18 protein-coding genes are annotated in these 20,861 nt (G+C 70.8%); 7 read left to right on the top strand and 11 right to left on the bottom strand.

Features of this window, described 5'->3' with window-relative positions:
- The first annotated feature begins 142 nt into the window (after positions 1–142).
- Positions 143–1,237, top strand: a complete 1,095-nt coding sequence (locus AB0H64_RS19805; protein ID WP_357626250.1) for a hypothetical protein — start codon at positions 143–145, stop codon at positions 1,235–1,237.
- 268 nt (positions 1,238–1,505) lie between these two features.
- Here the strand turns inward: AB0H64_RS19805 and AB0H64_RS19810 are convergent, their stop codons facing one another.
- Entirely contained in the window at positions 1,506–2,495 is a 990-nt protein-coding gene (locus tag AB0H64_RS19810; protein ID WP_357626252.1) for a winged helix-turn-helix transcriptional regulator, read from the bottom strand.
- 68 nt (positions 2,496–2,563) lie between these two features.
- On the opposite strand from AB0H64_RS19810, the gene AB0H64_RS19815 reads away from it, so the two are divergent.
- The 3 genes from AB0H64_RS19815 to AB0H64_RS19825 are packed head-to-tail and all read left to right on the top strand — an operon-like array spanning position 2,564 to position 5,196.
- Positions 2,564–3,355: an ABC transporter permease gene (locus AB0H64_RS19815; RefSeq protein WP_357626255.1), complete on the top strand. Its 792-nt coding sequence runs from the start codon at positions 2,564–2,566 to the stop codon at positions 3,353–3,355.
- Entirely contained in the window at positions 3,356–4,300 is a 945-nt protein-coding gene (locus AB0H64_RS19820) for an ABC transporter ATP-binding protein (RefSeq protein WP_357626258.1), read from the top strand. It begins immediately after the preceding gene.
- Positions 4,297–5,196 carry an ABC transporter permease gene (locus AB0H64_RS19825; RefSeq protein ID WP_357626260.1) on the top strand — a complete coding sequence of 300 codons (900 nt, stop codon included), beginning with the start codon at positions 4,297–4,299 and terminating at the stop codon, positions 5,194–5,196. The genes AB0H64_RS19820 and AB0H64_RS19825 overlap by 4 nt, the downstream gene beginning before the upstream one ends.
- A gap of 179 nt (positions 5,197–5,375) precedes the next feature.
- Here AB0H64_RS19825 and AB0H64_RS19830 read toward each other — a convergent pair whose 3' ends face one another.
- The 8 genes from AB0H64_RS19830 to AB0H64_RS19865 all read right to left on the bottom strand — a co-directional run bounded on the left by AB0H64_RS19830 (position 5,376) and on the right by AB0H64_RS19865 (position 13,524).
- Positions 5,376–6,974: an FAD-dependent monooxygenase gene (locus tag AB0H64_RS19830; protein ID WP_357626262.1), complete on the bottom strand. Its 1,599-nt coding sequence runs from the start codon at positions 6,972–6,974 to the stop codon at positions 5,376–5,378.
- Positions 6,975–7,131: 157 nt separating this feature from the next.
- The gene (locus tag AB0H64_RS19835) at positions 7,132–7,422 is read right to left on the bottom strand and encodes an MTH1187 family thiamine-binding protein (protein ID WP_357626264.1); all 291 of its coding nucleotides are present in this window, start codon (positions 7,420–7,422) and stop codon (positions 7,132–7,134) included.
- A gap of 80 nt (positions 7,423–7,502) precedes the next feature.
- A complete protein-coding gene (locus tag AB0H64_RS19840; RefSeq protein ID WP_310710546.1) occupies positions 7,503–7,826 on the bottom strand; it encodes a hypothetical protein in 324 nt (107 codons plus the stop codon).
- 10 nt (positions 7,827–7,836) lie between these two features.
- The gene (locus AB0H64_RS19845) at positions 7,837–8,514 is read right to left on the bottom strand and encodes a uracil-DNA glycosylase (RefSeq protein ID WP_357626268.1); all 678 of its coding nucleotides are present in this window, start codon (positions 8,512–8,514) and stop codon (positions 7,837–7,839) included.
- Positions 8,515–8,645: 131 nt separating this feature from the next.
- Positions 8,646–9,548, bottom strand: coding sequence for a carbohydrate ABC transporter permease (locus AB0H64_RS19850; RefSeq protein ID WP_357626271.1), 903 nt, complete (start codon positions 9,546–9,548; stop codon positions 8,646–8,648).
- A complete protein-coding gene (locus tag AB0H64_RS19855) occupies positions 9,545–10,930 on the bottom strand; it encodes an ABC transporter permease subunit (RefSeq protein ID WP_357626274.1) in 1,386 nt (461 codons plus the stop codon). Before AB0H64_RS19855 ends, AB0H64_RS19850 begins: the two co-directional genes overlap by 4 nt.
- 12 nt (positions 10,931–10,942) lie before the next feature.
- Positions 10,943–12,268, bottom strand: coding sequence for an ABC transporter substrate-binding protein (locus tag AB0H64_RS19860; protein WP_357626276.1), 1,326 nt, complete (start codon positions 12,266–12,268; stop codon positions 10,943–10,945).
- 8 nt (positions 12,269–12,276) lie between these two features.
- A complete protein-coding gene (locus tag AB0H64_RS19865) occupies positions 12,277–13,524 on the bottom strand; it encodes an ABC transporter substrate-binding protein (RefSeq protein ID WP_357626280.1) in 1,248 nt (415 codons plus the stop codon).
- Positions 13,525–13,654: 130 nt separating this feature from the next.
- Here AB0H64_RS19865 and AB0H64_RS19870 point away from each other — a divergent pair, with 130 nt between their 5' ends.
- From AB0H64_RS19870 to AB0H64_RS19880, 3 genes are read left to right on the top strand one after another with little or no spacing between them, the layout of a single operon-like run.
- Positions 13,655–14,161: a PadR family transcriptional regulator gene (locus AB0H64_RS19870; protein ID WP_175594099.1), complete on the top strand. Its 507-nt coding sequence runs from the start codon at positions 13,655–13,657 to the stop codon at positions 14,159–14,161.
- Positions 14,158–14,886, top strand: a complete 729-nt coding sequence (locus AB0H64_RS19875) for an ABC transporter ATP-binding protein (protein ID WP_357626283.1) — start codon at positions 14,158–14,160, stop codon at positions 14,884–14,886. Before AB0H64_RS19870 ends, AB0H64_RS19875 begins: the two co-directional genes overlap by 4 nt.
- Positions 14,883–17,198 (top strand): FtsX-like permease family protein, encoded by a 2,316-nt coding sequence (locus AB0H64_RS19880; protein ID WP_357626285.1) that lies wholly within the window; start codon positions 14,883–14,885, stop codon positions 17,196–17,198. The genes AB0H64_RS19875 and AB0H64_RS19880 overlap by 4 nt, the downstream gene beginning before the upstream one ends.
- 66 nt (positions 17,199–17,264) lie before the next feature.
- Here the strand turns inward: AB0H64_RS19880 and treS are convergent, their stop codons facing one another.
- Entirely contained in the window at positions 17,265–18,953 is a 1,689-nt protein-coding gene (gene treS, locus AB0H64_RS19885) for a maltose alpha-D-glucosyltransferase (RefSeq protein ID WP_357626287.1), read from the bottom strand.
- Positions 18,954–19,214: 261 nt separating this feature from the next.
- Positions 19,215–20,855: an asparagine synthetase B family protein gene (locus tag AB0H64_RS19890; RefSeq protein ID WP_357626289.1), complete on the bottom strand. Its 1,641-nt coding sequence runs from the start codon at positions 20,853–20,855 to the stop codon at positions 19,215–19,217.
- Positions 20,856–20,861: the final 6 nt, after the last annotated feature.

A 20,861-nucleotide genomic window follows, 5' to 3' on the forward strand; every position in this document is an offset into this window, starting at 1 on the left:
GCCTTGTGCGTCAGCCTGCCCCGGCCCCGTCATCCACAGTCGCCCTGTGCCCCACCCCACCATCCACAGAACCGCATTCGGCCGCACCCCCCACCCACCTTCTTCGCCAACCTGAGGGCCTCACCCCATCCCGGAGGCCCCCATGAAGATCACCCTGCCGCTCCCCACCGCCCTGACGTGCCTGTTCGTCGTCGCCATCGAGCGCCTGCCACGCCCGGTCCCGGAGCTGGTGCCCTGGCGCGTCGGCCGCCCGTTCCGCAAGGCCGCGATGACCGCCTACGGCACACCCGGCCTCGAAGTGACCGCCCAGACTCCCCTCCCCTCACACCTCGCGCCATGGAGAGATCCCCACCCCAACCCCTGGAGACCGGTGGCCGCCACGCTGCACCACGACGAGCGGCAGCTGCTACGCCGAGCGAAACAACACCTCGTCGTCTCCTCGACCGCGCCACCGCACGCACTCCCCGGCAACGCGCAGGTCGCCCGCGCCACGGCCAGGGCCCTGGCCCGCCAGTGCGGCGGTCTGGTCATCGACCCGCTGACGGGCACGACGGTGCCCCACTGCGACCGGTGCCCCGACGAGCCCGCCGAGTTCCGGCCGGCCGACGACTGGCTGGGCTGGGACATCCAGGTCCACGACGACGCGACGTGCCCGCCGTGGGACCCGGCCGACACGGCGGCGTGCGACTGCCTGCGGGTGACCTCCCGGGGCCTGCGCCGCTTCGCCCTGCCGGAGATCACCATCGACGGTGCGGCTTGCGCGCACACGCTGTGCGCCACCAACCTGCTCCGCACGGTGGCCCATCGCCTGATGGCGGACCACCTGACGTTCCTGGCCGCGCATCCCCGGGCCGACGTCCGGCTGATCGACGATCACCTCCACATCGACGCCCCCGCCGACGCGGCCTACCCGCCCCACCACGCCGGAGCCGCCCCACCAGCCGCCCTCGCGCCCTCCACCACGCCTTCCGCCTCCCCTGCCATCACCGGCAGCCCTTCCTTCGGCGTACGCCTGACACCCTGCGAGCCGGAGCCCTCGGCCACGGGCCGGCCAGGCAGCATCCGCCGCCTCAAGGTCGCCCCGGTCCCCGGCACAGGGCAGGCGACGTGCCTCAAGGTCGGCCCGCCCTCCGGCTTCACCGGCTCCCTCAACGCCTGGCTCTGCGCCACCCAGGAAATACGCCCCACCCAACCGGCCTGCTTCACCACCACCCGACCCCACCCCCTCGCAGCCTGATCATCGGCCCCATGGGTTGTCACCTCGGGGTTGCGACCACAACACCACGTGCCGTCCCCGCGCCTACGGACCGAGCAACTGCCACGAACAGGGGGTATCCAGCACGGTCAGCCGACCACCATGCACTCGGGCACGCAACAGGTCATCTCAGAACATCGTCGGCTGCCCTTGTGACATGGCGGGCGCTTCCCCTCAGACGGCATGGCTCTCGCCAGAGGCATGGCGTCATGGCCCGATGCCGGTCCGGTCAGGTGGTCTACGTGGTGGTCTACGTGGTGCTCTCCGCGACGGAGACGGCGACCTTGAGGGACTCGGCCACGGACTCGGGGATGTCCAGTATCGGGAAGATGGCATGGCGTACGACCCGTTGGCGGTCGATCACGAGGATCACCCGCTTGAGCCGCAGCGCCTGGCCGGCCCGGAACGTCGGCAGCCGGAGGGCCGCCGCGAGCCGTAGGTCCATGTCCGAGAGCAGCGGGAACGGGATGTCCTCGGCGGCGGCGAAGGCGGCCTGCTCGTCGGGGCGCTGGGTGCTCACCCCACGCACGGCGATCCCGTGCGCGGTGAACTCCGGCAGGTGGTCCCTGAACAGCCGGTTCTCCAGCGTGCAGCCCGCCGCGCCCGGCACGTTGTCCCAGCCGGGCGGCAGGGGCGCGGGCATGCCGGTCGCCGGGTAACCGAACACGACGGTGGCCGCCGCGTCCGCCACGACGTCGATCTGCCGCGTCACTGGAGCCGGCGTGCCCTCCGGCAGTGGGGCGTGCGCCGGAGGTGAGGCCGCGGTGGGCGGTAGAGGGAGGGATGAGCGGAGAGGAAGGCCGGGGGAGAGGAGGGTGGCGGGGAGAGTCAAGGGCGACGGCAGGCGGGTGGACAGGAGGGCTTGGACGCGGGCCGCCTCCGGGCCGGCCGGGCCTGCCGTACCCGTGAGTGACCCGTCCCCCAGGAGCCAGCGGTCCGCCCAGTCCTGCATGGTGATCAGCATCGGCGTCAGCGCCCATCCCGCGTCCGTCAGCACGTACTCGTGCCGCACCGGCCCCGTCCGGTACGGCTCCCGGGCCAGCACCCCGTGCTCCACCAGGTGCTTGAGCCGTTCGGTCAGGACCTTGCGTGAGATGCCCAGCTCGCCCAGCAGCTCGTCGAAGCGGCGGTGGCCGCGTGCCACCTCACGAATGACGAGCAGGCTCCACCAGTCGCCGACGACCGCGGCCGCCTGGGCGATCGAGCAGTGGGCGTCCTGTGCGCGCAGCTCCCTGACCATGACGTGACTTTACCCCCGAGTGAGTCTCTGATAGAAACCAACTCAGTTCCCAAAGGAGACTTATGTTGGTGGCATGGGCGACCCTGAGACGGTCGTGGCTGGTGACCAGGCGGGCCTACCCCTGGTCGTACTTCGTCGGCACCCTCTTGACGGGCGTCCTCACGATGGGCCTGGCCTATTTGGGGCTGCGGGCCGTGGGCGGTGACCAGGTGTCGGCCGAGTTCGCCGGCAGGGCGGGCACCGGCGACTACCTCGGCTACGTCGCCGTGGGGGCGGCGGCGTTCATGTTCGTGGTCCACGGCATCCTCTGGACCGGCAAGGCGATGATCCAGGAGCAGCGCGAGGGCACCATGGGTGCGCTGGTCGTGGCGCCCGCGCGGCGGCTGCCGTACCTGCTGGGCTTCGCGATGTTCGCCTTCACGGCCGTCGCCGCCGAGGTGGCGGTCCTGCTCGGGTGCGCCGCGCTGCTGGGGGTACGGCCCGCGGCGACGGGCGTGGTGGACGCCGTGCTGGCCGTGGCGGGGCTGGCCCTGGCCGTGTTCGGGATGTCCGTGGTGCTGAGTGACGTGATGATCGTCGCCGGTGAGGCGCACATCACGCAGAACACGGTGTTCTCCGCCGTCGCCCTGCTGTCGGGGTTCACGTTCCCGAGGGACTACCTGCCGGAGGCGTTCCAGTGGCTCGGCGAGCTGGTGCCGGTGACGCCCGCCATGGACGTGGTCCGCGGCGTCTTCACCGGCGGCGCCGGCCTGCCGCTCGACCGCCTCGGCGTGACCGTGCTCGTCAGCCTCGCCTACACCGCCGCCGGACTGCTCGCGATGCCCTGGGCGGAGCGCAGGGCCATGGAACGGAGCTACTAGATGATCGAGACCAAGCGCCTGCGCAAGGAGTTCGGCGGCAAGGTGGCCGTCGAGGACCTGAGCCTGACCATCCCGCGCGGCGCCGTCACCGGGCTGCTCGGCCTCAACGGCGCGGGCAAGACCACCACCATCAAGATCCTGGCCACCCTTCTCAGGCAGACCTCCGGCTCTGTCACCGTGGGCGGCCTCGACCCGCTCACGAACCCGCACGCCGTACGCAGGAGGATCAACCTCATCGCGGGCGGCGAGCGCATGGTCTACGCGCGGATGACCGGCCGCGAGAATCTGTGGTACTTCGGCCAGCTCTACGACGTCCCCGGCAAGGTGCTCAAGGCCCGCATCGGCGAGCTCCTGGAGCTCGTCGGCCTGACCCACGCCGCCGGCACCCGGGTCGAGCAGTACTCGCGCGGCATGACGCAGCGCCTGTCGATCGCCCGAGGCCTCGTCAACGATCCCGACTACCTGCTCCTCGACGAGCCCACCCTGGGCCTGGACGCGCCCATCGCCCGCGACCTGCGCAAGGTGGTGGCCGAGCTGGCCGGGCGCGGCAAGGGCGTGCTCCTCACCAGCCATTACCTGGCCGAGGTGGAGCAGCTCTGCGAGCACGTGTACGTGATCGGCGACGGCCGGCACCTGGCCGAGGGCACGCCCGCCGAGCTGATGGCCCAGACCGGCTGCCACCGCAGGGTGCGGATCACGGTCGCCGAGCTGACGCCCCAGGTGCGGGCCGCGGCGGTGGCGTTCGACGACCGGGTACGCCTCACGCCCGCGCCCGAGGGGGCCGGCGGCGTGGTCGAGCTGAGCCACCCCGGCGACGTCGCCGGGGCGCTGACCACGGCGGTCATCGGGGCGGGCGGCGCGCTCGCCGGCCTGGAGATCGCGGAGCCGTCCCTGGAGGACGCCATCCTCGCGCTGAGCGACCGGTCCGTGGCGGTGGTCGCGTGACGTGGCCGGCGTCCCGGCGGAGCGGCGCGGCGGGCGCGCCGAGCAGGGCGGACCGGCGTACGGGAAGGGACGCGGTGCGGCACGCGGTGAAGGTCTTCCGGGCCGAGGCGCTCAAGCAGCACCGGCAGATCTTCGGCAGCAAGCTGGTCATGTTCTCGATGCTGATCTGGCCGTTGCTGACCCTTGCCCAGACGTACTACACGCTGCACCCGCTGGCGGCGACGCCCGGCATCGCCTCCCGCTGGCCGGTGGCGGCCGACCCTGAGCGCCTGCTCGCCTTCCTGGCCACCGGGACGCTCGGGTTCACGTTCTTCTTCTCGCTCGTCCAGTCGGCCTGGCACTTCTCGATGGAGCGCCAGACCGGCACGCTGGAGTTGCTGTTCCTGTCGCCGGCCGATCGGCTGGCCGTGGTCGTGGCCAACGGGTTCGGGGCGCTGGTGCAGAACGTGTGGCTGTTCGCCTGCTTCTCGGCGGCCATGTTCACCCTGCTCGACGTGGTGAACGTGGCGCATCCGGGGATGTACGCGGTCGTGTTCCTGGCCATGCTGGTGCCGGCCGTCGCGTGGGGTGCGTTCCTCAACAGCCTGCTGATCTTCTCCAGGGACGCCGCGTTCCTGTACACGCTGCTGGACGACCCGATGTGGTTCGCGGGCGGGGTGCGGCTGCCGACGTTCGCCTTGCCGGGATGGCTGCGGGCGGCCGGTTCGGTGCTGCCGCTGACCGGGAGCCTCGTGGTGGTGCGCGGCGCGCTCCTCGACGGGCAGAGCGTCCGGGACCTGGCCGGGCCGCTGGCGTGGCTGGCGGGGCTGTCCGGGTTGCTGCTGCTCGCGGCGGTCGCCGCGCTGAGGGTGGGGGAGGCGCGCGCGCAGCGCACGGGGCAGCTCCGGCTCTTCTGACGGCCACCCCCGCGGGTCGGTGGCCTTGCCGCCCCGGCTTCTGGCGGCCCCCACGGGTCAGTGGTCCTGCCGCGCCAGCTCTTCTGACGGCCACCCCGCGGGTCAGTGGCTCGGGTGCCCCGGTTCTCCGCCGCCCCGCGGGTCAGCGGTCCTGCCGCCTCGGCTCTCCGCCGCTCCCATCAGCGGCTGAGGAGCCGGCGCAGTGTGCGCTCCAGCGTGGCCGCCGGTGCCGGGTCCGCTCCCGGTGAGCGCCAGGCGACGTATCCATCGGGCCGTACCAGCACGGCGCCGCTCCCGCCCACGCCGTACCGCTCCTCGAAGACCCCGTCCACGTCCTTCAGCTCGTCGCCCACCATGACGCGCGTGAGCTGGATCCCCAGCAGGTCCTGCACCCGGCGCCCGGCGTCCGTCCACGCCCTGCCCTTCGGCCCGGTCATCAGCACGAACCCCGACGCGAACAGGTCGATGGTGGAGATGTGCCGGCCGTCCCAGTCGAGGACCACGTGCGGGGCCCTGCTGCCGGGACGGCCGCTGGGCACGCGCGGGTCCTCCAGCAGCGAGCCGTCGTCGCCCGGCTCGTCCAGGACGGCCGTCGAGTGGTAGCGGTAGCCGATGAGGACCGCGGCCGGGTCCTCCAAGGGCTCCGGGTAGTCGACGCGCTGGGCGGGCGGCATCCGCACCCCCAGGTTGGCGAGCTGCGCGTCGGCGGTCAGGGCGCCGATGGGTCGGCGCTCGGCGTCGTACGTGTCGAGGAAGTCGGGCCCGGCCTGGCCGGTGAGGACGAGCCAGAGCCGCCAGGCGATGTCGCAGCCGTCCTGGAGCGCCGTGCTGCCGCCCTGCCCGCCCGTGGGCGGCATGGTGTGGGCCGCGTCGCCGGCCAGGAACACCCGCCCGTGGCGGTACCGCTCCGCCAGGACGTGCGCCATGGTGAACGAGGCCGTGTCGAGCAGCCGCACGTCGAGGTCGGGCACGCCGGTGGCCATGCGTACCAGCTCCACGCAGCGCTCGGGGGTGAAGTCGGCGTCGCTCTCGCCCTTGGCCGGGTCGTAGTTGACGCCGACCACGTGCGCGCCGACGCCGGTGCCGGTGATGATCACACCGGTGAAGACGTCGTTCCGCAGGTACCACAGCGTGACCTCGCGCTCGCGCACGAGCCCGGTGAGATCGGCGTCGAACATGATCGAGTACATCCGCCCGAGCTCACCCTTGCCCATGGTCGGGATGCCGAGCGCCTGGCGCAGCGGGCTGCGGTAGCCGTCGGCGGCCACCACGTAGTCGGCCCGGACCACGCTCTCGGCGCCGTGGGTCCGGATGACCGCCGTCACGCCATCGCCGTCCTGGTCGAGCGTGACCAGCTCGGTGGAGAAGCGCAGGTCGGCGCCGAGCTCCTCGGCCTTGGTCCGGAGCAGGCGCTCCACCTCCGCCTGCGGGGCGCCGACCCTGACGGCCGGGGTGAGGTCGTAGATGAAGCCGAGCGACTCGTCCTCGCTGTCCATGATCATTTGCGGGTCGGGCGCGCTGAGGTTGGGAGCGATGGCGATGCGCATGCCGTCGGCGATGCCCTCCGAGATCTGGCCGAGAAGGTGCTCGACGCCGGGTACGGGGCGCAGCAGCTCCACGGCGCGGGGCATGACGCCGAACGCCTTGGGCTGGATCGAGGTGCTGGGGTGCCGCTCGACGAGCATGACGGGGATGCCCCGCCAGGCGAGCAGCAGGGCCGCGCTGAGCCCGGCGTAGCCGCCGCCGACGACCAGGACGGGCACTCGCTCGTGCTTCATGTCCACCTCTCAGAAGGACCGGGGCGCGCGTAATATCGCGTTCGAGCAACACGATATGTCGCGTCCACGAGCGGGTCAAGACATATCGCGTTTGCGCGCGTACTGCTCCCGGGCTTCCGGGTGCCTGATGCCCCCGGGGCTTCCGGGGGCCGGCCCCTCAGGGCAGGTGGCGTTCCAGGGACTCGATTTTGCTGTTCATCCCGTCCGTGACGCCCTCACGCAGGTCGGCCTTGAGGACGAGGCTGACCCGGGGCGCGACCTCCGCCACCGCGTCGACGGCCCGCTTGACGACGGCCATCACCTCGTCCCACTCGCCCTCGACCGTGGTGAACATGGCGTCCGTGCGGTTGGGCAGTCCGCTCTCCCTGACCACCCGGACGGCGCGGGCCACCGGCTCGGCGACCCCTTCGCCGACGCCCAGCGGGGTGATGGAGAATGCGACGATCACGCTGTGCCCCTTCGTGAACGGTCTCGGCTGGACTGGCGGCGGGCCACGGCGCAGGTCAGCGCCGTGGCCCCCGCCGCACATCAGGCGTGCGCATGCTCCTCGTCGCCCTCTTCGTCATCGGGCGCCTCCGACGGCTCGACGCCCAGCATCGCCTCGCGCGGCTCGATCTCGTCGATGTGGTCGACGAGCTGGAGCACGTGGTCGGGCTCGATGAGCCACTGCAACGCCGAGGCGCCGGTCTCGTCGGAGGAGACCAGCTCCGCCTGCTCGGCCCGCTCCTCGTCGGACAGGTCGGCGTCGGGATGCCGGATCTCGGCGAGCGCGGCGGCCTGCAGCGCGTTGACGTCGAGCACCTCGACGGTCAGCTCGACCGTCAGGCGCAGGAATTTCTCGTTATCGCTCATGGCGACGATGCTAGGGCAGCTTCCACTCGACCGGGGTCGCGCCTTGCTGGATGAGCAGCTCATTGGCCCGGCTGAACGGCCGCGACCCGAAGAAGCCGTTGCGCGCCGACAGCGGGGACGGGTGGGCCGACTCGATGCGCGGCACCTTGCCGAGCATGGGCGCGAGGTTGCGGGCGTCGCGGCCCCACAGGATGGCGACGAGCGGCTTGTCGCGGGCCACGAGCGCGCGGATGGCCTGCTCGGTGACCTCCTCCCAGCCCTTGCCGCGGTGGGAGGCGGGCTTGCCCGGCATCACGGTGAGCACCCTGTTGAGCAGCAGCACGCCCTGCTCCGCCCACGGGGTCAGGTCACCGTTGGCGGGGCGCGGGAGCCCGAGGTCGGACTCCATCTCCTTGTAGATGTTGAGCAGGCTGCCGGGAATGGGCCGCACGTCGGCGGCGACGGAGAAGGACAGCCCGATGGGGTGTCCGGGCGTGGGGTAGGGGTCCTGCCCGACGATCAGCACCTTGACCTCGTCGAAGGGCTGGCTGAAGGCGCGCAGCACGTGGGCCCCGGCGGGGAGGTACTGCCTGCCTTCGGCGATCTCGTTGCGCAGGAACTCGCCCATGTGGGCGATCCGCTCGGAAACGGGCTCCAGTGCCTGGGCCCATCCGGCTTCGACGACTTCGTTCAGGGGACGACCGGCCATGGCCGATCAGCCTATCCAGGTCTGGAACGACCCGCGCCCGAATCGGACGCTCCGGCCGTACCGGAATGATCACAGAGCGGGCGCCCGCAGCCCCTGTGAGATGCGAGCGCCCGCTTCCGGGAGACCGGCCGTTACTTGACGGAGCCGGCCATCATGCCCTGGACGAAGTACCGCTGGAAGGCGAAGAACAGGATCAGCGGGACGATCAGCGACAGGAACGCACCCGAGGACAGGATGTCCACGTTGGACCCGAACTGCCGCATCTGCGACTGGAGGGCCTTGGTCATCGGCTGGTTCTCGGTGTTGGCGAACACCAGCGCGATGAGCATGTCGTTCCACACCCACAGGAACTGGAAGATGCCCAGCGAGGCGATCGCCGGCTTGCCCAGCGGGAACACCACCGAGACGAAGATCTTCCACTCCGGCGCGCCGTCCATGCGCGCGGCCTCCAGCAGCGAGGCCGGGATGCCGACGAAGAAGTTACGGAGCAGGAAGATCGCGAACGGCAGGCCGAACGCCGTGTGGAACAGCACCACGCCGGGGATCGTGCCGAAGATCCCCATGCCGCCGTACATGGCGGCGACCGGGATCAGCGCGATCTGGATCGGCACGATGAGCAGGCCCACCACGACGAGGAACAGCGTGTCGCGGCCCTTGAACTCCATCCACGCGAACGCGTAGGCGGCCATGGCGGCGATGCCGATCACCAGGATCGTGGTCGGCACCGTGATGGCCACGGTGTTCCAGAACGACGCGGTGAAGCCGCTGGACAGCAGGCTGGTGTAGCTCTTGAAGGTCAGCTCGGCGGGCTTGGTGAAGACCGTCCACCAGCCCTCGGCGTTGTTGACGTCCACCGTGCGCAGCGAGACGACGAACAGGCCGATCGTGGGCACCAGCCAGAACAGGCCGAGCAGCACCATGACGACCTGGACGGCGCCGCTGCCGATGCGGTCCACGATCTTGCTGGCCAAGCCCCTGCGCGGGGCCCCCGCGTGCAGGCCGGCGGGAGCGGCCGTGGCGGTCGCGGTCGTCATGCGTTCTCCCTCCTGAACCTGCGGATATTCATGATCATGAAAGGCAGGACCAGAATGAGCAGGAAGATCGCCAGCGCGCTGCCGAGCCCCTGGTTGTTGCCGCCGCCGAAGGCCACGCGCCACATCTCCAGCGCCACCACGTTCGCCTGCGGCTGGACCGAGGACGGCGCGATGATGAAGACGAGGTCGAAGACCTTCAGCGTATTGATGATCATGGTGACGAAGACGACCAGCAGCACCGGAGACAGCAGCGGCACCGTGATCCGGCGGAACACCTGCCATTCCGTCGCGCCGTCGATGCGGGCCGCCTCCAGCGCGTCACGCGGGATGGCCGCCAGGCCCGCCGCGATCAGCACCATGGCGAACCCGGCCCACACCCAGACGAACGCGCCGATGATCGCCGGTGTGATGAGCGTCGGGCCGAGCCAGGTCAGGCCGTTGTAGGCGGCCTTGAAGTTGTCCTGCGGCAGCCGTACGACGTAGGAGCCGGCCGGCAGACCGTCGAAGCGGAACGAGCCGTCCTCGGCTGTCGTGGCGGTCCCGGCGACCTTGCCGTCCTTGACCGCCTCCACGGTCATGCCGGGCAGGCCCTTCTCGCCCGAGTCCACCTGGTTGGGGGCGCCGCCCCCGCCGGGGGTGAAGTCGAACCACACGGTGCCGGTCAGGCCGCTGCCGCCCGTGGGCGCCTTGGCGGACTGGGCGTTCGTCGGCATGGCCGCCGGCTTGACGCCCACGATCGGGATCAGCACCGGCTGTCCCGCCTGTACGGGCTGCGTGGTGACGACCGCGCCGTCCTTCGCGGCCACCGGCGACTGGCCGCCCTCGCGGGGGCGCGCCTCCGGGTAGCCCTGGGAGGAGGAGAACGTGTCGTGCACGGTCGTGAGGATGGCGTTGGCCACGCCCTTGTCCGGGCTCTCGTCGTACACCAGACGGAAGATCACGCCGGCGGCCATCAGCGAGACCGCCATCGGCATGAACACGATCAGCTTGAACGCCGTCGACCATCTGATCCGCTCGGTGAGCACCGCGAAGATCAGGCCCAGGGTGGTGACCACGATCGGCGCCACGACGACCCAGATCAGGTTGTTCCTGATCGTCGTGAGCATCCCGTTGTCGGTGAAGATCGTCGCGTAGTTCCCCAGTCCCACGAACCCCGTGCCCGAGGCGTCGAAGAGGCTGCGGAACAACGAGTAGACGATCGGGTAGACCACCCAGACGCCCAGCAGCACCGCCGCCGGGAGGAGGAAGGCGATGGCGACCGCCGGGGAGGGGCCGAGGCGTAGTTTGGTGTGGGGGGTATCAGCCGGTCCGGATGCGCCGCCGCGCGAGGTCTCCTCCTCGCGCGGCGCCACCGGGGCCGGGCCGTCCAACCGTTCGGTCACGGCCTTACCTCTTTACTTCCAGGCCTTCTTGGCTTCGGCCTCGAGCGCGGACTGCGCGCCCTTGATGTCGGTGGGCTTGCGGAGGAAGTCCTGCAGGATCTTCCACTCACCCTTGCCGTCGGTGCCGCCGAAGGCGCTCGGCGCGAGGTCCGACATGTCGTAGCGGACGGTGTCACCGGCGGAGACGATCGTCTGGCCGAGCTGCTTGGTCAGCGGGTCGGGGTAGTTGTCGGGGGAGACGTTCTTGTTGGGCGACAGGTAGCCGGGCAGCTTGGCCCAGATCTCGCCGCCCTCCTTGGAGGCGAGGAACTCGAGCAGCGCCATGGCGCCGGGGGAGTCCTTCATCGCGACCGCGACGTCGCCGCCGAGGATGACGGGGGCGGTGTCACCGGCCTTCGGGAACGGGATGGCCTTGGCGTCCTCGCCCACCTTGGCCTTGGCCTGGGCGATGGAGGTGGCCACGAAGTCGGCCTCGATCACCATGGCGGACTTCTTGGTGGAGAAGACCTTGTTGGCGCAGGTCGGGAAGTCGGTCTGCATGGTGCCGGAGGTGCCGTCGACCATGAACTCCTGCTTGCCGGCGATCTGCGCGATCTTCTCCAGCGCGGTGGCCACGCTCGGGTCGGTCCACGGGATCTCGTGCTTGGAGAGCTGGTCGTACTTCTCGGGGCCGGCCGTCGAGAGGTAGATGTTCTCGAACAGGTCGGTCAGGGTCCAGGCGGACGCGCCGCAGAGGGAGAACGGCGCGGTGCCGGAGTCGGCGATGGTCTGCGCGGCCTTCATCAGGTCGTCCCAGGTGGCCGGCTCCTGGACGCCGGCGTCCTGGAACGTCTGCGTGCGGTACCAGACCAGCGACTTGTGGGCGGCCTTGATGAGCACGCCGTACAGCTTGCCGTCGGCGGAGCCGAGGTCCTTCCAGTACGGCGTGTAGTTGGCGTCGATCTCCTTGGACACGGCGTCGGTCAGCGGCTTGAGCGCGCCCTGCTTGGCGTACTGCTGGACCAGGCCCGGCTGCGGCAGGATGGCCACGTCCGGCGGGCTGCCGCCCTGGATGCGCGGGCCGAGGTAGGCGCCGGTGTCCTCACCGGTGGAGGCGTAGGTGACCTTGGCGCCGGTCTTGTCGGAGAAGGCCTTGAGCACCTGCTCGAAGTTCTTCTGCTCGTCACCGGTCCACTTGGCGGCGACCTCCAGCTTGACGCCTTCGAGGGTCTTCGCGCCGCCACCGGGCGCGCTCGCCGAACCCGACGCCGCGGGCTCCGACGCCGTCGGCGCGTTGCCGCAGGCGGCGACGGCTACGGCGAGCCCTGCCAGGATGACTGCTGCTCTGGCTTTTGCCATGACTTCCCTCACTGGGTTCTGATGATCTCTTCGAGTTCGGATCTCATCGAGGCCGCGACGTCGTCGGCGGACTCGGTGTAAGGAGGGCTGAGCACCTTGGCGACCGAACTGGCGATCACCAGGCTCAGCTGGTTGTAGGTGGCGCTCGCCGGCCGGAGCTTGGCGGCGAGGATGCTCTCCTTGAGCACGGGCAGGTACGGGTAGCGCCTGATCAGCTCCGGATCGTCGTACAGTTCGGTCCACACCGGCGGGAAGGACCCCTCGGTGAGGACCCGGCGCTCGTTCTCCAGGCCCGTGAAGTAGCGGATGAACTCCTGTGCGGTCTGCTGGTGCTTGGACGAGGCACTGACGGCCAGATTGGTGCCGCCGAGCGTGCTCGAGCCCGGCCCGTCCAGACCTGGCAGGCGCGTGACGCCGACCTTGGAGCCGAGCTTCGCCCTGGCCGGCCCGTAGGCGTGCGGCCAGTTGCGGGCGAAGGCGAGCCGGCCGTCCTGGAAGGCCAGCCGCGTCTCCTCCTCCTTGTAGGTCAGTGACTCCTTGGGGATCCAGCCTTCGCGCAGCCCCCGCTGGAGGAACTTCAGCGCGGTGCTCGCCTTGGCCGGGTCCAGGGCCACCTTCGTGCCGTCCGGGCTGACGATCTGCCCGCCGGCCGACTGGAAGGCCTCGATGAAGTTGACGGTCAGCCCCTCATAGGCGAGGAACTGTCCGGCGTAACCGTCTATCTCGTGCTTTTTCGTGACCTCTTGCGCCTGCTCGCGAAGCTCCGCCCATGTTCTGGGCGGCTTCTTCGCCAGGTCGGTGCGGTAGTAGAGCAGCCCCGCGTTGGTCGTGTACGGCACGGCCCAGAGCTTGTCCTTGTAGACCGCGGTCTCCACGGCCGTCGGCAGGAACCTGTCGAGCGGGAAGAGCCCGCGCTCCAGGGGGATGATCCAGCCGTTGTCCGCGAACTCCGCGGTCCACACAACGTCCAGTCCGAGCACGTCGTACCGGCTGCTGCGGGCCTGGAGGTTGGCCACCACCTGCGCGCGCTGCTCGTCGGCGGCCTCGGGCAGTTCGAGGAGCGTCACCTTCTCGGCCGGGTGGGCCTGGTTCCAGCGATCCAGCAGGGGTTGCAGGTACGCCGTGGTGTCGCGTCCGGTGGCGAACGTGATGGGGCCTGTACCGCCGGTCCCGGTCTCGCCACCGCCCTCGTCGCCCGTCCCGGCGCATCCGGCCGCCAGCAGGACGGCCAGGACAAGCGGAACAGAGCGAAGCACCCTGTTACCTCCACGTTTCTCGGGATTACATACGTGTTAGGTAGATGCATTCATGTTATGCACACAGGTAATGTGTCGGTCAACGGATGACCTAGTAACGCTCACGTAACGCAAGGGAAGGGGGTGAGGCGTGCGGCCTCATCTGCTCGCCCTGCTGGCCAAGGAGCCGGCGCACGGATACGAGCTGAAGCAGGCTCTGGAGCAGACCTTCGGGTCCGCCTACCCTTCCCCCAACATCGGCCAGATATACGTGACGCTCGGCAGGCTGGAGAAGGACGGCCTGGTCAGGGCGGTGGATGTCGAGCAGTCCAACCGACCGAACAAGAAGGTTTACTATCTGACTGCCAAGGGCAGGGAATCCCTCACCGCTTGGGTCGAGGAGCCCACCGAGGGTCCACGGGTGCGCGACGAGTTCTTCATGAAGCTCGTCCTGGCCCCGCTCACCGGCATCGCCGACCGCATGGCGCTCATCAGTCGTCAGCGGCGGCACTATCTTTCCCTCATGGCGGATCTCAACGACCTGCTCTCGCGCACCGACCCCCGCGACCGGGTGGCCGGGCTGCTCATCGAGGGCGCCATGCTGCACCTGCAGGCCGACCTCGACTGGCTGGAGCGCTGCCAGGAGGATCTGGCATGAGCGCCGTGCTGAAGGCGGTCAACCTGGTCAAGATCTACTCCGGTGGCGCGGTGCCGGTGCCGGCCGTGCGGGGCGTGGACCTGGAGGTCGAGCCGGGCGAGTTCGTCGCCATCATGGGGCCGTCCGGCTCCGGCAAGTCGACGCTCGTCCACATGCTCGGCGGCCTCGACACCCGTACCAGCGGCGAGATCTGGCTCGACGGCAAGCGCGTCGACACCCTCTCGGAGAGCGCCTGGGCGATGCTGCGCCGCAAGAAGGTCGGCTTCGTCTTCCAGTTCTTCAACCTCGTGGCCAACATGACCGTGGCCGACAACGTTGAGCTGCCCGCGCTGCTGGCCGGCGTCTCCCCCAAGGAGGCCCGCGAGCGCCGCGAGAGCCTGCTCGACGCGCTCAACCTGGGCGACCGGGCCGACGCCGCGCCCGCGCAGCTCTCCGGCGGGGAGCAGCAGCGGGTGGCGCTCGCCCGCGCGCTGGCCAACAAGCCCAGTGTGCTGCTGGCCGACGAGCCCACCGGCAACCTCGACAGCCGCAACACCCGCGACGTGCTCCGCCTGCTCGGCGAGGTCCACAAGCAGGGCCAGACCATCGTCATGGTCACCCACGACGCCCGCGTGGCGAGCCTGGCCGACCGCCTGGTGTCGCTGTTCGACGGCCAGATCGTCGACGACGGCCGCATCGCGCGCCGGCGCACCGGAACGGCCGGCGAGGTCATCGACCTGCGATGAGCACCGGGACGAGCAGCGGGACGAGCAGCGGGATGAGCACGGGGATGAGCACGGTGCGGGCCGGGAGCCGGTGGATCGCCGCCGACCTGCGGGCCAGGAAGGGCCAGGCGGCGCTGACCGTGCTGCTCGTGGCCGGCATCGTGGCCGCCCTCATCGCCGCCGTCACCCTGCTGGAGGACGGCACCAACCCGTGGCGCAGCCTGTTCGCCCAGACCAACGGCGCCCATGTGTGGCTCTACACCAAGGACAGCCCGCCGGACGAGATCGGGGCCATCGACGGCGTCACCCACGTCGCCGGGCCGTACCGGTCGGCGCCCGTCACCGTCGCCCGCGACGGCAAGAAGGAGCCGGCGGCGCTGCGCGCGCTGCCCTCGGCCGTCACGCAGGTCGCCCACCCCGTCGTCACCGAGGGCCGGTGGCTCGACCAGTCGCAGGTCGACGGCGTCGTGGTCGAGCGGTCCTTCGCCACCGCGCTGCGCCTGACGACCGGCTCGCCGCTCACCGTCATCGCGCTCAGCGGCGAGCGCCACACCCTGTACGTGCGCGGCATCGCCGACTCGGCCGAGCAGGGCTTCTACCCCGAGTGGACCCCCGGCCTGGCCTGGGTGCTGCCGTCCATGCTCGACCGGATCGAGCCGATGCTGGGCCGCAGCGAGTGGGTGACCGGGCTGCGCCTGTCCGACCCGGAGGCCGCCCAGATCGTCTCGCAGCGCGTCGTCGTCATGCTGGAGGACCAGCTCCAGCGCGTCTACACCTGGCGTGAGGTGCGGGCGGCCATGGAGCTCGACAACCGGCTGCTCGGCACGCTGCTCGCGCTGTTCGGGGTGGTCGGCATGGTCGCCGCGGCCCTCGCCCTGGCCAACGCGGCCGGCGGCCGGGTGCTCGGCCAGCTCCGCGACCTGGCCACGCTCAAGTCCATGGGGTTCACCGGCGGCCAGGTGACGCTGCTCCTGCTGGCCGAGCACGGAGCGCTCGGCCTGCTCGGCATCGCGGTCGGCGCCCTGACCGGCTGGGCGGGCACCGTGGCCGCGCTGGGCACCACCTCCGTCGCGCCCGTGCCGGTGCTCACCATCGTCGGCTGCACCGCGCTCGGGGTGCTGGCCGCCGTCGGGCTGCCCGCCTGGCGCGGCGGACGCACCCCGCCCATCCCCGCCGTCCCGGCGGCCCCGCCGCGCGGCCACCTGTCGCGCCTGGCCCGCCTGGCCCTGCTCGTACGGCTGCCGCCCGCCCTGATCCTCGGCACCCGCGACGCCTTCACCCGGCGGCTGCCCGCGTTCCTGACCGCGTTCGGGCTGGCCGTACCGATGATGATGATCACGATCGGGCTGGGCGTCTGGTCCACCCTCGACAACTTCCTCAGCCATCCCGAGCAGGTCGGCCAGCACGCCTCCCTGTACGTGCGCCCCGGCAAGCTGGAGTCGGCCGAGGCGCGGCGCATCGCGGCCGGCGACCCCGGCGTGCGCGCCCTCTATCCGGGCACGGACGTCAACGCCCTGGCCCCCGGCGAGGCCCGCTCCGTGCGGGTGCGGGCGCTCGGCACCACCGCCGAGCCGTACCCGTTCCCGGTGGTCGAGGGCCGCACGTTCACCCAGCCGGGCGAGGCCGTGGCCGGGCAGGGGCTGCTCGACCTGCTGGGCGTCCGGATCGGCGACCGGGTGCGGCTGACCGTGGGCGGCTCGCCGCTCATCGTGCGCATCGTGGGCCGCGCCGTGGAGCCGGACCTCGACGGCGAGGTGCTGTCCGTGGGGCTCGACACCCTGGCGGCCAAGGACTCGGTGCCGCCGGAGTACTACGCGCTGGCGCTGCGTCCCGGCGCCGACCCGGCGGAGGTGCGGGCCAGGCTGCTGGCCGAGTCGGGGGAGAGCCTGAACGTGCAGCGGGTGGTCAACCCGGCCGACCGGCTGTCGGTCATCCGGGTGGTGATCGTGGCCCTGATCGCCGTCCTGGCGCTGATCGGCCTGGCCAACCTGCTCACCGCCAGCGCGCTCGGCCTGCGCGACCACGCCTTCGACCTGGCCGTGCTCAAGGCCATGGGGCTGACGCCACGGCAGGTGATGGCCACGCTCGTCACCGGCACGGGCCTGCTCGTCGTGGTGGGCGTGGCGGTCGGCGCGGCGACCGGGATGTCGGTGGTGACGGGCCTGATCGATCTGCAGGGGCACACGAGCGGGGTGGGGGCCGGCATCGGCCGCTCGCCGTCGCCGCTGACGATGACGCTGGCCGTGCTCGTGGCGGTGGGGGCGTCGCTCGCGGTGGCGCTCATCCCGGCCAGGCGGGCCGCACGCGCGCAGGTGCCGGTCGCCACACGGTGACCGGCACCTGTCCCCTCCTCGCGTCCCTGAGCGGCGCTGGCGGCCGCTCAGGGCGAGACAAGCAGGTCAGCCCTTCAGGGCGAACCAGTAGAAGCCGTGACCCGGCAGGGTCAGGGTGTACGACGACTCGCCGATCAGCGGGAACGACACCCCGCCCCGCGCCTCGACCGGCGTCTTCCCGGCGAAGCGGCGCAGGTCCAGCTCCACCGGCTGCGGGAACTTCGACAGGTTGTTCACGCACAGCATCACGTCGTCGCCCTCCTCGCGCACGAACGTCAGGACGCACGTGTTGGAGGACCACATCTCGGTGTACGCGCCGGTGCCGAACACGGGGTGCTCGCGCCGGATCTCCAGCATGCGCTGGGTGAAGTGGAGCAGCGAGCCGGGGTTGCGCAGCTGCGCCTCGACGTTGACCGCCTGGTAGCCGTAGATCGGGTCCATGACGGCCGGCAGGTAGAGGCGCCCGGGGTCGGCCGAGGAGAACCCGGCGTTGCGGTCGGGACTCCACTGCATCGGCGTGCGGACCGCGTCACGGTCCTCCAGCCAGATGTTGTCGCCCATGCCGATCTCGTCGCCGTAGTACATGACGGGCGAGCCGGGCAGGCTCAGCAGCAGCGCCGTGAACAGCTCGATGCGGTCGCGGTCGTTGTCGAGCAGCGGCGCGAGCCGGCGGCGGATGCCGAGGTAGGCCCGCATGCGCGGGTCCTTGGCGTACTCCGCGTGCATGTAGTCACGCTCCTCCTCCGACACCGTCTCGAGCGTCAGCTCGTCGTGGTTGCGGAGGAAGATGCCCCACTGCGCCTTGTCGGGCAGCTTCGGCGTGCGCGACATGATCTCGGAGATCGGCTCGCGCGTCTCCTTCTTGACCGACATGTAGATGCGCGGCATCAGGGGGAAGTGGAAGGCCATGTGGCACTCGTCGCCACCCGTGGTGGGGTCGCCGAAGTACTCGACGACGTCCTCGGGCCAGCCGTTGGCCTCGGCCAGCAGCACCCGGTCGGGGTAGAGGCGGTCCACCTCGGCGCGGATCTTCTTCAGGTACGCGTGCGTCTCCGGCAGCCCGGAGCACGCGGTGCCCTCCCGCTCGAACAGGTAGGGAACGGCGTCCAGACGGAAGCCGTCGATGCCGAGGTCCAGCCAGAACCTCAGGACCTCGATCATTGCTTCCTGCACGGCCGGGTTGTCGTAGTTGAGGTCCGGCTGGTGGTGGAAGAAGCGGTGCCAGTAGTACTGCTTGCGCACGGGGTCGTAGGTCCAGTTGGACTCCTCGGCCCCGATGAAGATGATCGGCGCGTCCGGGTAGCCGGTCGGCTCGTCGGCCCAGACGTAGAAGTCGCCGTAGGGGCCTTCGGGATCGTGCCGGGACGCCTGGAACCACGGATGCCGATCGCTCGTGTGGTTCATCACGAGGTCGGTGATGATGCGCAGGCCACGCTCGTGGGCCGACTCGATGAGCTGGACGAAGTCCCCGAGATCCCCGAAGTCGGGCAGGATCTTCATGTAGTCCGAGATGTCGTACCCGCCGTCACGCAGCGGTGACTCGTACAGCGGCAACAGCCACAGGCAGTCGACGCCGAGCCATTCGAGATAGTCCAGCTTCTCGATGAGACCGCGAAGGTCTCCGGTGCCGTCGCCGTTGGAGTCCTTGAACCCCCGGACGAGAACCTCGTAGAACACCGCCCGCTTGTACCAGGAGGGATCTTCTGAGACGAACGTCTCGGAAACCGGCTCCGGCGATGGGGATGCGTTGATCATGTGTCGCTCACAGAAGGAGATGTGGGCAGGACGGAGTCACCGGTTCCCCGGCGTTGTTATCTGGTGACTGCGCCGCCTGAGGTCGTCATCCCTGCGAACCCCATGCCCTTGACGGGACCGGATTTGTGATCCGGTGCCCGCTTGTGCGGCGCTTACGGGCCGAACACTACCAGCCCGATGGCTTTCCGGAACCCGGTTGTGCCGTGATCTCGTCGTACCCCCGGAGATCCATATGTAATCGTCCTGTTACCATGAGTTCATCTAGAACGGCGGAGCGACCTCGCCGAGATCGTTCTCGAAGTCGTTCAGCCACAGGCCCAGCAGCACCAGCCCGCGCACCCAGAACCTGTCGTTCCAGCCCCCGAAGCGCGTGAGCGCGTCCGGGCCGCCCCACACGACCTCGTGCAGCTCCTCCGACAGCAGGGCCGGAACCCGCTCGGCGACCGTCTGCAGCATCCCGTGCGCGTACGCGCGCGCGGGCGCGGCGGTGGAGCGGAGCGGGACCCGCCGCAGCGGCTGCTTGACCACGTTCGTGGACGGCAGCGCCGCAACGCGCGGGTCGGCCGCGTGCAGCAGCTCCCGGTAGAAGCGGCCCTTGTCCTTGCGGGCCACGCCCACCGACAGCGCCGCGTCGAAGAAGTCCGGGTGGACGAACGGGGCCGCGAACGACGCCTCCGGCCCCACCAGGTTGACCGCGGAACGCGCGATGCCCCGCACGGTCCGCGTGTGCAGCACCGACAGCGGCAGCTCCGCCCGGTGCCCGTGGAACATCGAGGTGGCCGCGGCGAACTGCTCCCTGACCGCCTCCTCGATCCACTCGCGCGCCCCCGGCGACAGGAACGGCTGCGACGGCTCGCCCAGGCTCAGCGACCGCAGCACGGCCGCCGACCGCTCGGCCTGCGACCTGGCCTCCAGCGCGGCGCCGCTGACCATGAAGTTCTTCAGCAACGGGCCGCCCGCCAGGCCGTCGACCAGCACCCGGCCGGCCCCGTGGACCTCCTTGGCGAACGGCGCGTACCAGGCGTGGTGCGGCGTCAGGTACTCCAGCCGGCGCGCCACCTCACGGGCGTCGCCCGGGTACGCGGCGGCGTCCTGCGTGATCACCCGGTGCGGGACGCGCAGCTCCCGCGTGATGGCCCGCGCGAACGCGATGTCGGTGTCGGTGCCGTCGTCGGGGCTCGTCGTCCACGACTCCACGTCGGCGCCCCGCGCCACGGCCACCGCGCACAGCAGCCGCGAGTCGTAGCCGCCGCTGACCGGCACGAGCAGCCTGCGCCCCTCGTAGTCCTTGTAGACCTCGTGCAGGATCTCCAGCAGCTCGCCGGCGCTGATCCACGTCTCGTACGGCTCGCCGCGCAGCCAGCGCGGCAGCCGCCGCTCGGTGGCCAGCCGGTCCTGGTCGTAGACCAGCGCGCCCGAGCCCGGCAGCCGGCTGACCCCGGCGAACGGCGTCGCCTCGCCCAGCGGGAACGTCACCTGGAGGATCGACGCCCACGCCGCCCAGTCGATCTCCACCGGCACCAGCGCCAGCAGCGGCTGGATCAGCGACGAGAAGTAGACGGCCTCGCCCAGCCGCACGTAGTAGACGTCGACCAGGCCCAGCGCGCCGGCGTGCAGGGTGACCCGCTCGCCCTCGCCGATCAGCCCCGGGGTCTCGTACGTCTCCGCCACCGTCATCCAGCCGCCCTCCAGCGAGCCGGACGGCCTGCGCTCGCCCCAGGCGAACGCGAACGAGCCCTCCGCCCGGTGGTACGGCGGCAGCGGGGCCGAGCTGAACAGCGCGGCGCCGGGCACCTGGAGGGCGGGGCGCACCCGCGGCCCGGCGCCCGTGAGCTTCCCCAGCACGACGGGGTCGATCCGGCCGAGAGCGCCGCAGACGTAGGGCCGCACGTTGAACTGCACCGGATC

Origin of the sequence: Nonomuraea sp. NPDC050733 (genome assembly GCF_040654215.1) — a bacterium.
Lineage (GTDB): Bacteria > Actinomycetota > Actinomycetes > Streptosporangiales > Streptosporangiaceae > Nonomuraea.

What these genes read in the sequence shown, in the direction of transcription:
- AB0H64_RS19805 (WP_357626250.1), top strand. Translation starts at nt 143, where the DNA reads ATGAAGATCACCCTGCCGCTCCCCACCGCCCTGACGTGCCTGTTCGTC.
- AB0H64_RS19810 (WP_357626252.1), bottom strand. Translation starts at nt 2,495, where the DNA reads ATGGTCAGGGAGCTGCGCGCACAGGACGCCCACTGCTCGATCGCCCAG.
- AB0H64_RS19820 (WP_357626258.1), top strand. Translation starts at nt 3,356, where the DNA reads ATGATCGAGACCAAGCGCCTGCGCAAGGAGTTCGGCGGCAAGGTGGCC.
- AB0H64_RS19830 (WP_357626262.1), bottom strand. Translation starts at nt 6,974, where the DNA reads ATGAAGCACGAGCGAGTGCCCGTCCTGGTCGTCGGCGGCGGCTACGCC.
- AB0H64_RS19840 (WP_310710546.1), bottom strand. Translation starts at nt 7,826, where the DNA reads ATGAGCGATAACGAGAAATTCCTGCGCCTGACGGTCGAGCTGACCGTC.
- AB0H64_RS19845 (WP_357626268.1), bottom strand. Translation starts at nt 8,514, where the DNA reads ATGGCCGGTCGTCCCCTGAACGAAGTCGTCGAAGCCGGATGGGCCCAG.
- AB0H64_RS19850 (WP_357626271.1), bottom strand. Translation starts at nt 9,548, where the DNA reads ATGACGACCGCGACCGCCACGGCCGCTCCCGCCGGCCTGCACGCGGGG.
- AB0H64_RS19860 (WP_357626276.1), bottom strand. Translation starts at nt 12,268, where the DNA reads ATGGCAAAAGCCAGAGCAGCAGTCATCCTGGCAGGGCTCGCCGTAGCC.
- AB0H64_RS19875 (WP_357626283.1), top strand. Translation starts at nt 14,158, where the DNA reads ATGAGCGCCGTGCTGAAGGCGGTCAACCTGGTCAAGATCTACTCCGGT.
- AB0H64_RS19880 (WP_357626285.1), top strand. Translation starts at nt 14,883, where the DNA reads ATGAGCACCGGGACGAGCAGCGGGACGAGCAGCGGGATGAGCACGGGG.
- treS (WP_357626287.1), bottom strand. Translation starts at nt 18,953, where the DNA reads ATGATCAACGCATCCCCATCGCCGGAGCCGGTTTCCGAGACGTTCGTC.